This is a genomic window from Paenarthrobacter sp. NPDC057355, assembly GCF_042667405.1.
In the GTDB taxonomy this organism is placed as follows: domain Bacteria; phylum Actinomycetota; class Actinomycetes; order Actinomycetales; family Micrococcaceae; genus Arthrobacter.
This window is the reverse complement of the sequence record NZ_JBHVAL010000018.1, coordinates 1-12,361: the sequence shown is the minus strand read 5'-3', so window position 1 is coordinate 12,361 and position 12,361 is coordinate 1. Positions and strand designations below refer to the sequence as shown.

At 62.7% G+C, this 12,361-nt stretch carries 11 protein-coding genes; 7 read left to right on the top strand and 4 right to left on the bottom strand.

All coding sequences use genetic code 11. The annotated features are described in order from the left end of the window. Nucleotides 1-37: 37 nt before the first annotated feature. Nucleotides 38-1,144: a M24 family metallopeptidase gene (locus ACFUOZ_RS17255; RefSeq protein ID WP_377550338.1), complete on the bottom strand. Its 1,107-nt coding sequence runs from the start codon at nucleotides 1,142-1,144 to the stop codon at nucleotides 38-40. Further along, the gene (locus ACFUOZ_RS17250) at nucleotides 1,141-3,189 is read right to left on the bottom strand and encodes a DUF6807 family protein (protein WP_377550336.1); all 2,049 of its coding nucleotides are present in this window, start codon (nucleotides 3,187-3,189) and stop codon (nucleotides 1,141-1,143) included. The genes ACFUOZ_RS17255 and ACFUOZ_RS17250 overlap by 4 nt, the downstream gene beginning before the upstream one ends. Nucleotides 3,190-3,515: 326 nt before the next feature. Here ACFUOZ_RS17250 and ACFUOZ_RS17245 point away from each other — a divergent pair, with 326 nt between their 5' ends. The 7 genes from ACFUOZ_RS17245 to ACFUOZ_RS17215 all read left to right on the top strand — a co-directional run bounded on the left by ACFUOZ_RS17245 (nucleotide 3,516) and on the right by ACFUOZ_RS17215 (nucleotide 10,062). After that, nucleotides 3,516-4,460: a carbohydrate ABC transporter permease gene (locus tag ACFUOZ_RS17245; RefSeq protein ID WP_377550334.1), complete on the top strand. Its 945-nt coding sequence runs from the start codon at nucleotides 3,516-3,518 to the stop codon at nucleotides 4,458-4,460. Then, the gene (locus ACFUOZ_RS17240; RefSeq protein ID WP_377550332.1) at nucleotides 4,453-5,385 is read left to right on the top strand and encodes a carbohydrate ABC transporter permease; all 933 of its coding nucleotides are present in this window, start codon (nucleotides 4,453-4,455) and stop codon (nucleotides 5,383-5,385) included. Before ACFUOZ_RS17245 ends, ACFUOZ_RS17240 begins: the two co-directional genes overlap by 8 nt. Nucleotides 5,386-5,640: 255 nt before the next feature. Next, nucleotides 5,641-6,951 (top strand): ABC transporter substrate-binding protein, encoded by a 1,311-nt coding sequence (locus tag ACFUOZ_RS17235; RefSeq protein ID WP_377550464.1) that lies wholly within the window; start codon nucleotides 5,641-5,643, stop codon nucleotides 6,949-6,951. Between the two features lie 140 nt (nucleotides 6,952-7,091). Further along, nucleotides 7,092-8,099, top strand: coding sequence for an acetylxylan esterase (locus tag ACFUOZ_RS17230; RefSeq protein WP_377550330.1), 1,008 nt, complete (start codon nucleotides 7,092-7,094; stop codon nucleotides 8,097-8,099). A 219-nt stretch (nucleotides 8,100-8,318) separates the two neighbouring features. Further along, nucleotides 8,319-9,449 (top strand): 3-deoxy-7-phosphoheptulonate synthase, encoded by a 1,131-nt coding sequence (locus tag ACFUOZ_RS17225; RefSeq protein WP_377550328.1) that lies wholly within the window; start codon nucleotides 8,319-8,321, stop codon nucleotides 9,447-9,449. A 138-nt stretch (nucleotides 9,450-9,587) separates the two neighbouring features. Beyond that, on the top strand, nucleotides 9,588-9,800 hold the full coding sequence (locus ACFUOZ_RS17220) for a helix-turn-helix domain-containing protein (protein WP_021474348.1): 213 nt from the start codon (nucleotides 9,588-9,590) through the stop codon (nucleotides 9,798-9,800). A gap of 163 nt (nucleotides 9,801-9,963) precedes the next feature. Further along, on the top strand, nucleotides 9,964-10,062 hold the full coding sequence (locus tag ACFUOZ_RS17215; protein WP_003792170.1) for a 30S ribosomal protein bS22: 99 nt from the start codon (nucleotides 9,964-9,966) through the stop codon (nucleotides 10,060-10,062). A gap of 202 nt (nucleotides 10,063-10,264) precedes the next feature. On the opposite strand, the gene ACFUOZ_RS17210 is transcribed toward ACFUOZ_RS17215, so the two are convergent. Both ACFUOZ_RS17210 and ACFUOZ_RS17205 read right to left on the bottom strand, forming a co-directional pair. After that, on the bottom strand, nucleotides 10,265-11,230 hold the full coding sequence (locus tag ACFUOZ_RS17210; protein ID WP_377550326.1) for a DUF559 domain-containing protein: 966 nt from the start codon (nucleotides 11,228-11,230) through the stop codon (nucleotides 10,265-10,267). A 156-nt stretch (nucleotides 11,231-11,386) separates the two neighbouring features. Continuing rightward, a complete protein-coding gene (locus ACFUOZ_RS17205; RefSeq protein ID WP_377550324.1) occupies nucleotides 11,387-12,205 on the bottom strand; it encodes an HAD family hydrolase in 819 nt (272 codons plus the stop codon). Nucleotides 12,206-12,361 lie beyond the last annotated feature (156 nt).

Genomic DNA, 12,361 nt, shown 5'->3' with positions numbered 1-12,361 from the left:
ATGGTGACCCCGCCCCTTTCGTGCGTGGTGGCCCCGGTCAGGGGCGAAGCGTCAAGGGACGACGGCGGCCGTCCACTTCGGTGGTCGGCCAGCGTTCGTCCACGGTCAGGACGCGCACGCCGGATTCCGTGAGCAACACGGTGTCCTCGATTTTCACAGCGTGTCCCGAGGGGTTCCACGTGAACGGCTGGTTCAGGACGATCGTGTCCGTGACGTCGGCCGTGACACGGGGGTCGCGGCCCGCATATCCAGCCGGTCCGCCCTGGTGATGAAGCTTCCACTGGTCTTCGCCGAAGCCGTGCCTGGCGTAGGCGTCTTGGATTTCGCTGAAGACCTGGTTGAGCCGGACTCCCGGAACCGTGGCCCGGAAGATGTCGGCCTCCACTGCTGCGATGCGTGCCTCGGCGTCGAGCTCAGCGGGGGTGCCGGCGTCGAACGCCACCCAGCGGGTGGCGTTGGCAACCAAGCCACTGCGGCGGGCACACACCACAGCCATGGCGCGACGCCCGATGGCGGAGTGCGTGGCCAGCGGGTGGCGGAAGTTGCTGCGGGCCTCACCATTGCAGAGCAGCACGAGCGGCTCGGCGCCCATGGCCACAATGTGGGCAGCCAGCTCCGAAACCAGTTGAAATTCAGTAGTTGCCGGTGTCACGGACTGGAGGACGTCCGTCATGGCGCGAGCTACGTCAGCCGACAGCCGGGCATACCGGGCGGCTTCGCCGGGCAAAAGCTGCTGCCGGGCGGCCCGCAATTCGGCAGCGACAGCGGCTTCCACCAGCGGATCGCCATCGAGCGCCAGCTTCGCCGCCGCGGCGTGCAGTTGGCCGTTCCATGGGACCGTGTCGAGGCTGACCCCCTCCGGGAGCTCTTCAGCGGCGATGCGTCCGGCCTCGTTGTTGAACGTCACCAAATGGTCGCCGGTCCGGTCCACCAGGAGTGCGGCGATGGGGTCGCCGGCCAAGCTGATGTGGACACGGCTGCCGTCCAGGTACCAGGTGAGGGCAGTGTTGGAAGTGAGCAGAAGTGAGTCGCGTCCTGCAGCGTCAAGGATGTCCAGGACGCGACGCCGCTTCACGGCACGGTCGGCGACGTTGCCGGGTTCCGCCAAAGAGTGCGCCGGCGTGGATTGAGTAGGTGCGGTCATGCCGATTCCCCCAAAGTGGTGATGAGCTGTTTAATGTCGTGCGTTGCCAGGAAACCGTCCGCGATGAGCACTCGCACTGTCCTGTGGACCGGGCGGCCAGGTTCGGCGGCCAATGGGCTGTCCCATGCCAGGGACAAGCCGACGCCGGGATAGCCCGAGTGCCGTACGAACCAAGGGTCCGGTGCCTGTGGCGAGGCGAAGAACACGAGTGTTGCCGGGTGACCCAGCCCGGGATCGTTGGCGGGATGCGCAGCTCCGGCGGGACCGGCGTCGAACGTTCCGGACCAGGCCAGCCACGGCGCGACGCTCCCGTGGACCGCGTCCTCGCCGCGGGCGTCGGGGGTCCAGATCGTGGCGTCGCCAACCGGCGGGAGCCGCCAGAAGAAGCCGCCGTAACCGCCCTCCGGCCGCCCGTTGGAACCGGGGCTGCCCAGCAGCACAGGACGCCCAGTGGCGGACTCCAACGTGAAGTCGAGCGCCAGTTGCCAGGCTGAATTCCCGACGGCGGCCCACCGCCACTCGCGCTGTTCGCGGAGTATTGGTGAATGGTCGGGTCCGAGCCAGCTCAACTGCTCCTTCCGGAACCCGTCACCGTGCTCTGCGGAGTCCGTGATGATCCTGCCGTGGTCCTCGCGCCAGACATACATCCCGGCTTCGCGGGTGTAGGTCCGGCCGCCCCAGAAGTTGATCCCGTCCACATCCTGCAGGGCTACACCGGCCCCTAAATGCCATACATGGTCTTCGGGCACGTGCTCCGTGACTACGGTTCCGGCCAGGGTTCGCACGGGGTGGAGGTAGGGCCGTGGCGATGATGTGGGCCGGATGTGGGTGCCGTCCTGGACATTGGCGACCGTGGCACCGTTGATGGTGAGCCCGGGTGTCTCGGAGGAGGTCCAGGGCACCCCGAGTTCGGCGAACGTAGCCTGGCCCAAGGCCGCCCGGCGGATCAGGGACCCGATGCCCTGCACTACAGCGTGCGCCTGGTCCCCTTGGCCTTCCCACGTAATGAACTGCGGAGGGATCGGGCGGGGGGCCTCTGCCGTGCGGATAGCTTCCAAAACCGCCATGTAGGCACCGGAGGCGCGCAGGGGGCTGAGCAAATCTTTTTCGGACCGGGCGGCGAGCAGATTCTCCAAAAGGTCGGTCCGGCCGTAGCATTCGGTCCTGGTTCCTTGCGGGGTGGTGATCTCCACGCGGTCTTCCGTGTAATAAAGCGTGAGCTGGCCCAGGGTGCCGTACACGGTAACAACGGGTGCGGACTGCTCAGGGGCGCTGAGCGTCAGGGCGCAGGTGAGCACCGTGCCGTGTGTCGTCCGGACCCTCACAACGGAGGTGTCATCGCTTTCGGTGTCGTTGGCCCGGTAAAGGTCCGTGTCCACGGACTTAACGTCTTCCAGGGTACGGGCGCCGGCCAGCCGAAGCCCGGTAGCCACCGCATGGGCCAAGGCATTGGTGGCCACTCCGTCCACCACGTCCGTTCCGTCGAGGCTGCGCTTACCCGCCCAGCGGGAGCGTTTGAAGTAGGCCTTGTCGCGTAGCCACATGCCAGTGGCACTGATGCCCCGGACCTCGCCTATGGTACTTGCCGCCACCAGGGCATCCATGGCCGGTAGCGCGTCCGAACCAAGGCTTTGGAAGCCCACCTGGACCAAGCAACCGGACTCGGCGGCCGCCGCCATGACTTCCCGGTATTGAGCCAATGAGGCGACCGGCGGTTTCTCGAGGTATACGTTGGACCCTGCCGCGATGGCAGCGAGGGCCAAGGGAGCGTGGGTCTGGATTGGGGTGGAGATGATGACGACGTCCGGTGCCGGACCCGATGCCAGGAGCTCGTCCAAGGAAGCAAAGACCGCGACTTCGGTCGCGAGCGTGCCCTCGGCAGGTGGCTGCGGGTCCGCTACTGCCACCAGTTCCAGGATTCCGGCAGCGGCCAGTCTTTCCAGGTTTTCCAGGTGCCGTTCGCCGAAACCGTGGACACCCACCAAGGCTATCCGTGGGAGCCGCGCGGGATCCTTGGGGGAGGCGGCAGCCAAGGATTGCGTCATGAAAGTGTCCTAACTGGGTCTGGGGCGGAGGTCAAGGGAGGCTGGAGGGTGTCTGCGGTTTCCTCATCAGAAAACGCTTTCTCAAAAATTAGCAAAAGGCTGTACATGGGTCAAGAAAACGTTTACTTTGGTACGGAGCCGCTGAAACCGGGACCCGGATCCTGGCACTTCGAGGGGTAGCGCCAGAAACCGGCGACGTCCTGCAGGCAAGCACCAACCACACTTCGTACTCCGTGGATGGCCACGATGACCAAAGGAGACCACATGGCCGCATATGAACACGCGGGGACGCCGCAAGGCGCTCGCGGGACGGCGAGGGGGAAGCAATGAGCGCTATTGGCGAACTCTCATCAATGACCCGCCGCAAGGGCCCCATGACCAAGGAAGAGAAGAAGGCGAACGGCCGCGACAACAAGGCCGCCTATGTCTTCCTCCTTCCATGGTTGCTGGGCCTCGGCGTCATCACGGTGGGACCCATGCTCATGTCGTTGTACCTGTCCTTCACGGACTACAACCTGTTGCAGCCGCCGGAATGGGTGGGGCTGGACAACTTCGTCCGCATGTTTGGCGATGCCCGGCTTCACAACTCGCTACGGGTCACGTTCACCTATGTGCTGGTAGGCGTTCCCCTCCAGCTGGCCGTTGCCCTGGTGATTGCGCTGGTCCTGGACAAGGGACTGCGTGGATTGCCCTTCTACCGCTCGATCTTCTACTTGCCCTCCCTTTTGGGCGGTTCCGTGGCCGTAGCTATCCTGTGGAAGCAGATCTTCGGCACCACGGGACTGGTGAACCAAGTGCTGGCAATGATTGGGATCGAGGGGCCGGGGTGGATCTCGGATCCCAACACAGCCCTTGGCTCCATCATCCTGCTCCACGTGTGGACCTTCGGCAGCCCGATGATCATCTTCCTGGCCGGACTGCGCCAGATCCCGAACATGTACTACGAGGCAGCCAAGGTTGACGGTGCCACTACGCTCCAGCAGTTCGGGCGCATCACGCTGCCCATGCTGAGCCCCATCATCTTCTTCAACCTCGTGCTGCAGATCATCGGCTCGTTCCAGTCGTTCACCCAGGCGTTCATCGTCTCCGGCGGCAACGGTGGCCCGTCCGACTCCACGATGTTCTTCACCCTGTACCTGTACCAAAAGGGCTTCGGCCAGTTTGATATGGGCTACGCCTCGGCAATGGCCTGGTTCCTCCTGGTCATCATCGGTGTCTTTACTGCCATCAACTTCATCGCTTCAAAGTATTGGGTGTTCTACGATGACTAAGCTCCAGACTCTTCCCGCGGCCAGCGGCGATTCCGCTGCCAAAAACGACAAGAACCCTCGCCGTCGTGAATCCCGCGGCAACCTGGCTTTCAGCCGCAGTGCCCGCATCAAGGGCCTGATCAAGCACGCCATCCTGATCATCGTTGGTGGAGTGATGATCTATCCGTTGCTGTGGATGGTGATCTCCTCCCTGCGCCCGAACGACCTCATTTTCCGGGAACCGGGTCTGTGGTTGAACAACCTGGAAATGAGCAACTACACCGATGGCTGGTCGGCGCTGACCCACCCGTTCGGGCATTACATGATCAACTCGGCGATCGTGGTCCTGGGTTCGATCGTTGGCAACCTGGTCTCGTGTTCCATGGCCGCCTACGCTTTTGCCCGACTCCAGTTCAGCGGTAAGAAGTTGTTCTTCGGCATCATGCTGCTGACCATCATGCTCCCGTTCCACGTGGTCATCGTCCCGCAGTACATCCTGTTCTCGCAGATCGGCTGGGTGAACACCTTCTGGCCGTTGATCGTGCCCAAGCTGCTGGCTACGGATGCGTTCTTCGTGTTCCTCATGGTCCAGTTCATCCGCGGCATTCCCAAGGACTTGGACGAGGCAGCCCGCATTGACGGCGCAGGCCATCCCAGGATCTTCCTCAGGGTGATCCTGCCCTTGATGGTTCCGGCGCTTGCCACCACCACCATCTTTACGTTCATTTGGACCTGGAATGATTTCTTTGGCGCGCTGATCTACCTGACGGATCCGGACATGTTCACAGTTCCGGTTGCCCTGCGGGCGTTCGTCGATTCGCAGTCGGCCACCAGCTGGGGCTCGCTCTTCGCGATGTCCATCGTGTCCCTGTTGCCCGTCTTCCTGGTCTTCCTCTTCGGACAGAGGTTCCTCATCAAGGGCATCGCAACCACGGGTATCAAGTAGGCGCCCGGGCTTCAGCGGATGGCATGCCGCCCCTGCTGGGGCATGGCGCCCTGCCGAGACGCCGCCGTCGAAATTCTGTGGAAAAAGGAACAAGACAGTATCTTGTAATACAAGAATGTGACTTGTACCATAATTCAAGAAAACGCTTTCTCATACATATCGCATCAGGATCAACGAAGATCGGAGACATCAGTGCCCGCACATTCAGAGGGTGAAGCAGTCGCCCCCGCAGCAGCAACAACAGGAGAATCCTTGATTGCCAAGGCCAAACGCAGCAAGCGCAAACTCCGTGCCTCTGCTTTGATCGCGGCCACGGCTGCCGCAGTCCTTGCACTCACCGCTTGCGGCGGAGGTTCCGAGGCCAAGAGCGCAGACGGCAAGGTCGAGCTCCGTTTCTCCTGGTGGGGCGGCGACAAGCGGGCCCAGCTGACGCAGGAAGCCATCAAGGCATTCGAGGCCGAAAACCCGAACATCAAGATCAAGGCAGAGTTTGGCGACTGGTCCGGGTACTGGGACAAGTTGGCAACACAGGTGGCCGCCAATGATGCTCCTGACATCATCCAGATGGACGAGAAATACATCACCGAATACTCCACCCGCGGTGCACTTCTTGACCTGTCCAAGTACCAGATCGATACGTCCAAGATGGACGAGGCCGCGCTGAACGCCGGCAAGGGTGAAAAGGGCCTGACGGGTATTGCGGCGGGTATCAACGCCGCCACCATTCTCGCCAATCCGGCTGTTTTCCAGGCCGCCGGCGTAGCGCTGCCGGACGACAAGACCTGGACTTGGGATGATTTCGAGCGTATCGCCGCAGAGGTAACCGCCAAGTCTCCCAAGGGTACGTATGGTGCCGCAGCCTATGGCACGGATGAGGCCTCGCTTGGCGTGTGGCTGCGACAGAACGGCAAGTCGCTGTACACCCAGGATGGCAAGCTCGGCTTCGAGCCCTCTGACATCAAGGGCTACTGGGAATTCCTGAAGGACATGAGCGAGAAGAAGGCTGTCCCGTCGGCGTCGGAAATTGTTGAAGCGGAAGCCGCTCCGCTGGACCAGAGTGGTCTGGCAACCGGCAAGAACGGCATGGCGTTCTGGTGGTCCAACCAGCTCCCGGCCCTCGAAAAGGCAGCGGGTGGGGAACTCCAGATCCTCCGCTTCCCGTCGAAGACGGGCAAGGCTGACGACGCCGGACTGTGGTACAAGGCCTCGCAGTTCTGGTCAGCTTCCTCTCGGACCAAGCACCCTGAGGAAACCGCCAAGTTCATCAACTTCCTCACCAACAACGTCAAGGCCGGCGAAATCCTGTTGGCAGACCGCGGCGTCTACCCGAACTCCGATGTCCGCGAAGCAATCGCACCCAAGTTGGCAAAGGCCGACGTCAAGGTAGTGGACTTCATCGGCGCCATCAAGGACGAGCTTGGCGAGGCGCCTGCCGCACCGCCGAAGGGCGCCGGTGCCATCCAGGAAATAATCAAGCGCTACACCTCGGAGGTCATGTTCAACAGGCTTTCGGCTGAAGAAGCCGGCAAGAAGGCTGTGGACGAAATGAAGTCCGCCATCAGCTAGCTTGTTACGCGCCGAAACCGCGGCCCCGGTTGGTCATCAGTGATCAACCGGGGCCGCGCTTTCGCTGCTTTCTGCCGGCTTGGCACATGAGCCTCCAGCCCTGTGACGGGGCACACGAAACCATGACGTAGGATGTCCCCATGCCACTCTTTGATCTGCCCCTTGAGCAGCTCCGCGACTACACTTCCAGCGCCGTACCTCCCGCCGATCTGGACCAGTTCTGGGACCGTACCATCGCCGAGGCCAGGGCTCTGCCGCTGGACGCTGTCTTCGAGCCGGTGGACAACTATCTGTCAGTGATCGACACCTTCGACGTCACCTTCTCGGGGTTTGGAGGAGACAGGATCAAGGGGTGGCTGCACCTTCCGGCGCACCTGGAGCCCGGCACGCGGCTTCCCGTGGTGGTGGAGTACATCGGCTACTCGGGTGGTCGCGGCCTGGTCAATCAAAACACCCGCTGGGCGCAGGCCGGGTATGCCCACTTCATTATGGACACCCGCGGCCAAGGGTACGGCGGAGTCTCCGGGGACACTCCGGATCCGCACCCTTCGGCGGGTGAGGTCAACTACGCGGGCCTCATGACCCGGGGTGCGGACCACCAGGACAACTACTATTACCGCCGGGTCTACGTGGACGCCTTCCGCGCCGTCGAAGCGGCGCAGAGCCACGCCGCCGTCGACCCTTCCGCCGTGGTTCTCACCGGAGTGAGCCAGGGCGGCGGCATCACCGTCGCTGCCGCCGGGCTGACGGCCGGAAGGCTCGACGGCGTTATCGCCGCGCTGCCGGACGTCCCCTTCCTTCAGGACTTCCCCCGTGCGATCGATATTGCCCCACGCGGTCCGTACCCGGAGATCGCGTCGTTCCTGGGCAGGCACCGGGACCGCTACGAGCCAATGCTGGCCGTACTGAACTACTTCGACGGCGTGCACCTGGGCAAGGCGGCAACCGTCCCGGCGTTGTTCTCGGCTGCCCAGATGGACGACATTTGCCCGCCGTCCACGGTGTTCGCGAGCTACAACAATTACGGCGCTATTGGCGGGTCCCCGGAGAAGGACATGGAGGTCTACCGGTTCAACAACCACGAGGGCGGACAGGAGCACCACTGGATCAAGCAGTTGCAGTTCCTGCGCAAACTCTTGTCATCATGACGGACACGATTTGCCGGGCTTGACGGGCAGTGGTTATGGTGTGGCTATGACAAACCGTTGGTATGCGTATTTTTCGTTGGCTCTGGAGGGGCCCGCGTCTAACTGACACGCATCCAACTTTCCTTCAGAGCCAACAGGGCAGAGATCATTCTCTGCCCTTCGCCATATCCGGCGGGTTCTGAAAAGGGGCCCGCTCCGCATCCCGGACAGGACCCAGAAATGACCAGCATCGCCCCCGAAACCTTGACCTCGGACGAATCCGCACAGCCCGCCACCTCCAACCTTCGGGTGGCCCGCTTCGAGCCGCTTCCGGCGCCGCAGGACCTCATCGCAGAGCTGCCGCTGGACGCCCGCTCGGCTGCCGTCGTCGACCGTGGCCGCGACCAGGTCCGCGCCATCATGGACGGCGTGGACGACCGCCTGCTCGTGATCGTTGGTCCGTGCTCCATCCACGACCCCAAGGCCGGACTCGAGTACGCCCGTCGGCTGGTGAGCCAGGCCGAGAAGCACAAGGAAGACCTGCTGATTGTCATGCGGACCTACTTCGAGAAGCCGCGGACAACGGTCGGTTGGAAGGGCCTCATCAACGATCCCCACCTGGACGGCAGCCACGACATCGCAGCCGGCCTGCGCGCCGCCCGTGGATTCCTGAAGCAGGTCACGGCGCTGGGCCTGCCCACTGCTACCGAGTTCCTCGAGCCCATCAGCCCCCAGTACATGGCAGACCTCGTCTCCTGGGGTGCCATCGGTGCGCGCACCACCGAGAGTCAGATCCACCGGCAGCTGGCCTCCGGGCTCTCGATGCCCATTGGCTTCAAGAACGGCACCGACGGCGACCTCCAGGTGGCCATCGACGCTTGCGGCGCCTCGGCCGCTGAGCAGGCCTTCCTGGGAATCGACGACGACGGCCGTGCAGCTTTGGTGGCGACGGCCGGAAACCCGGACACACACGTAATCCTGCGCGGCGGACGCAAGGGGCCGAACTACTCTGCCGCCGACGTTGCCGCGGCTTCATCGAAGCTCGCTGGCAAGGGACTCAACCCGCGCCTCATCGTCGACGCCAGCCACGCCAACAGTGGCAAGAGCCACCACCGCCAGGCTGAAGTCGCGCTGGAAATCGGGGCGCAGCTGGAGGCCGGTTCGTCTTCCCCCATCGCCGGCGTGATGCTGGAGAGCTTCCTGGTGGGCGGTGCGCAGAACCTGGATGTCGCCAAGCAGCTGTCTGGCGAGCAGGAACTCGTGTACGGACAGAGTGTCACGGACGCCTGCATGGAGTGGGACGTCACGGCGTCGGTACTGGATCAGCTCGCTGCCTCCGCACGGAAGCGCAGGGAGGTCTCGGGGGAGTAGTGTCCCACTTCTTCGAAAAGCTTTCACTTAGGCCCCATCAGCCTCTAGAGTATCTAGCACATGGTTGTTGGATGGCTCAGCATCGTCACACCGTTTCCTGGGGGTGTCCTGTCGGCTGAGAGCAAAGGAATATGGGAAATGTCCGCGGAGACTAACTTCTCGAATGCGCGTTTCATGACGGTGGCCGAAGTGGCCGACGTCCTGCGTGTTTCCAAAATGACCGTGTATCGCCTGGTTCACTCAGGGGAAATGCCAGCCGTCAGGTTTGGCCGTTCTTTCCGGGTTCCGGAGGAAGCCGTAGCCCAGTACCTTAAAGGTGCTGTGGTCGACGGACAAACCGAGACCGCCTGAGGCCGCCGGGGTCCGTTTCGCGGACCGTGGTCATGGGGTACCTCTTTGAAGCGGTACTCTGTTAAGGAACGTTTTACGTCAATGTAAGAATCTGTCAGTTGTACTGTCTGCTTCCGCGGATCCGTTCCAACAGACAGGACCTTCTAGTTTGTAAGGAACTTTCGTGGGTTCAGTTATTAAGAAGCGCCGCAAGCGTATGGCCAAGAAGAAGCACCGCAAGCTGCTTCGCAAGACTCGCCACCAGCGCCGCAATAAGAAGTAGAGATACTTCACCAAGCGTGAATGCCCGTTGCCTCTCGAGGTGGCGGGCATTTTTGCATCCCCACCGACCCTCTCTCACGTTCCCCGGGTTTCCCGCTGGCGCTCTCTCACGTTCCCGGGGTTTGTTGCTGGCGCTCTCTCACGTTCCCCGGGTTTCCCGCTGGCGCTCTCTCACGTTCCCGGGGTTTGGTGTGGACGCTCGTTCACCCCTTCGGGCGTGCGAAGCCAGCCTGTATGGCGGGATCTGTCCATGCTTTCCGCAGGGCGCCCTTGATTCTCCCTGTCGCGTCGCTGAAACCGTCAGCCAGGTCGTCCTTCCCAAAGACAAGGACAGTCCAGCCGGCGGCGCGGAACGCCTTGTCCCTGCGTCGGTCACTGTGGATCTGTTCCTCCTCAAGGTGATGGCCGCCGTCGTACTGGATGGCAAGCCGACGCTCGCGGTAACCGAGGTCGGCTGAAGGCGACAGCCGGTCGCCAATCCGGAGGGGTATCTGCAGCTCCGGTTCCGGCAGCCCGGCATCCAGCATGGCAAGGCGGAGCATGGATTCGGGCGCTGAATCCGCGCCGACCCGCATGAGTTCGAGTGCCTCCCGCGCGCGGACGACGCCTTGCAGGTTCTTGTGGCGGTCTACCATCGCACGGAGGCCGTCAATCGTCGCGTATGCAGTGTCCCGCTGTTCGAACTCGGCTCGCGGCACGCGAATGAGGTGGTCACCAACGCAGATGAGTTCGTTCAAAGGCAGCGTGCGGGCAAGGTCCAGCCAGGTTCTGGGACGTGTGCTGATCCAAAGCCCTCGATTCGATTCAATCTCGCCCTCAGCAACCACAAGAGTGTGCCCCGTAACCCCTTTCCGCCGTACTGCCGGGAGGCGCCGCGGCTTGCTGAGGTGCAGTTCGTTTGAGTCGGATAGCCAGGGAGGAAGCGGAAAGCCGTGAAGCCTGGCGGCCGTGATGTGCGAAATCCAGGCCCCCGGGCTCGCAGCCGAAAGCGATTTCGCAGCTCCCTCGAGGTCAAAGTCCCAACTCGACGGCCGGTAAATGCCCTTGCTCACCGGTTCTATGCTGACCCGACCCCAAAGGTCTCGATGAGTCAGGCCGGCCTCAATGGCCTCTGCGAGGGTAAAGGGAGCGGATTTCAGCTGGGAGGGCACGGGGATCGGTATCTGCATATGGCATTGTTACGCACTTGGGGCTCGGGGCGCAGAAGTTATCCACAGGCCTACTGGATCAGGGCGCGGGATGTGGGAGAGGGTTTGGTTCAAGCGGGTGGGATGTGGATGAGGGTTTGGTCCTGGTGCGTGGGATGTGAGCGAGGGATGCGTCAGCTATAGACGGGGGCTGCGGAAGCGTGAGAAGCCACGCCACAGGCCATAGATTGCGCCGCCCACTGTTGCGGCCTTCAGTCCGAGGGTTGCAGCGCGCCGACCGGAACGGAAATCGTACACGGGCCAGTTGTTGTCGCGGGCATGCCGTCGCAGCTTGGCATCGGGATTGATGACGACGGGGTGCCCCACCATGGTCAGGAGCGGAATGTCGTTGGCGGAATCGCTGTAGGCCCAGCAGTGGTCCAGATCGAGGCCCTCCCGTTCGGCAACGAGCCGGACGGCGACCGCCTTGGCCGGACCGTGCAATATGTCGCCAACCAGTTTCCCTGTGTACATACCTTCATGCACTTCGCCTACGGTGCCCAGCGCACCCGTCAATCCGAGGCGCGTGGAAATTACGGTTGCGACCTCGATGGGTGTTGCCGTCACCAGCCAGACCTTACGGCCAACCCTAAGATGCTGCTCGGCCAGAGCCTTCGTTCCGGGCCAGATCCGCGACTCGATCATCTCGTCATAGACCTCTTCGCCGAGCGCCTTGATGTCCTCAACGCTGATTCCGGCTGCGAGGGTCAGGGCAGAGTCGCGAACCGCATGGACGTCTTCCATATTTTCGCCACGCATCACGAACTTGAACTGTTTCCAGGCGAAGCCCGCCGCTTGGGGCAGGGTAAAGGCCTTGCGTTCGTACATTTTGCGCGCGACATGGAAGAGGCTGGCGCCCTTCATCAACGTGTTGTCGACGTCGAAGAACGCTGCTTCACCGCTGTGCTTCTGCACTTGGCCAGATGCGGCAACGGCGGCGTTCTTCTCCTCGGGCATGCCTTGAGTCTAGTCAATCGCCGGTACGCCGCGCTGAGGGCGCACGGGCCGGACCCGCGGTGCGGTGTGCGTGAGGGTGGGGTTTAAGGGGGTGGGGTGTGCGTGTGGGTGGGTTTTAAGGGGGTGGGGTGTGCGTGAGGGTGGGGTTTAAGGGCT

Excerpts from the sequence above, each read along its gene's own strand:
- ACFUOZ_RS17255 (WP_377550338.1), bottom strand. The coding sequence starts at position 1,144 with ATGACCGCACCTACTCAATCCACGCCGGCGCACTCTTTGGCGGAACCC.
- ACFUOZ_RS17250 (WP_377550336.1), bottom strand. The coding sequence starts at position 3,189 with ATGACGCAATCCTTGGCTGCCGCCTCCCCCAAGGATCCCGCGCGGCTC.
- ACFUOZ_RS17245 (WP_377550334.1), top strand. The coding sequence starts at position 3,516 with ATGAGCGCTATTGGCGAACTCTCATCAATGACCCGCCGCAAGGGCCCC.
- ACFUOZ_RS17240 (WP_377550332.1), top strand. The coding sequence starts at position 4,453 with ATGACTAAGCTCCAGACTCTTCCCGCGGCCAGCGGCGATTCCGCTGCC.
- ACFUOZ_RS17230 (WP_377550330.1), top strand. The coding sequence starts at position 7,092 with ATGCCACTCTTTGATCTGCCCCTTGAGCAGCTCCGCGACTACACTTCC.
- ACFUOZ_RS17225 (WP_377550328.1), top strand. The coding sequence starts at position 8,319 with ATGACCAGCATCGCCCCCGAAACCTTGACCTCGGACGAATCCGCACAG.
- ACFUOZ_RS17220 (WP_021474348.1), top strand. The coding sequence starts at position 9,588 with ATGTCCGCGGAGACTAACTTCTCGAATGCGCGTTTCATGACGGTGGCC.
- ACFUOZ_RS17210 (WP_377550326.1), bottom strand. The coding sequence starts at position 11,230 with ATGCAGATACCGATCCCCGTGCCCTCCCAGCTGAAATCCGCTCCCTTT.
- ACFUOZ_RS17205 (WP_377550324.1), bottom strand. The coding sequence starts at position 12,205 with ATGCCCGAGGAGAAGAACGCCGCCGTTGCCGCATCTGGCCAAGTGCAG.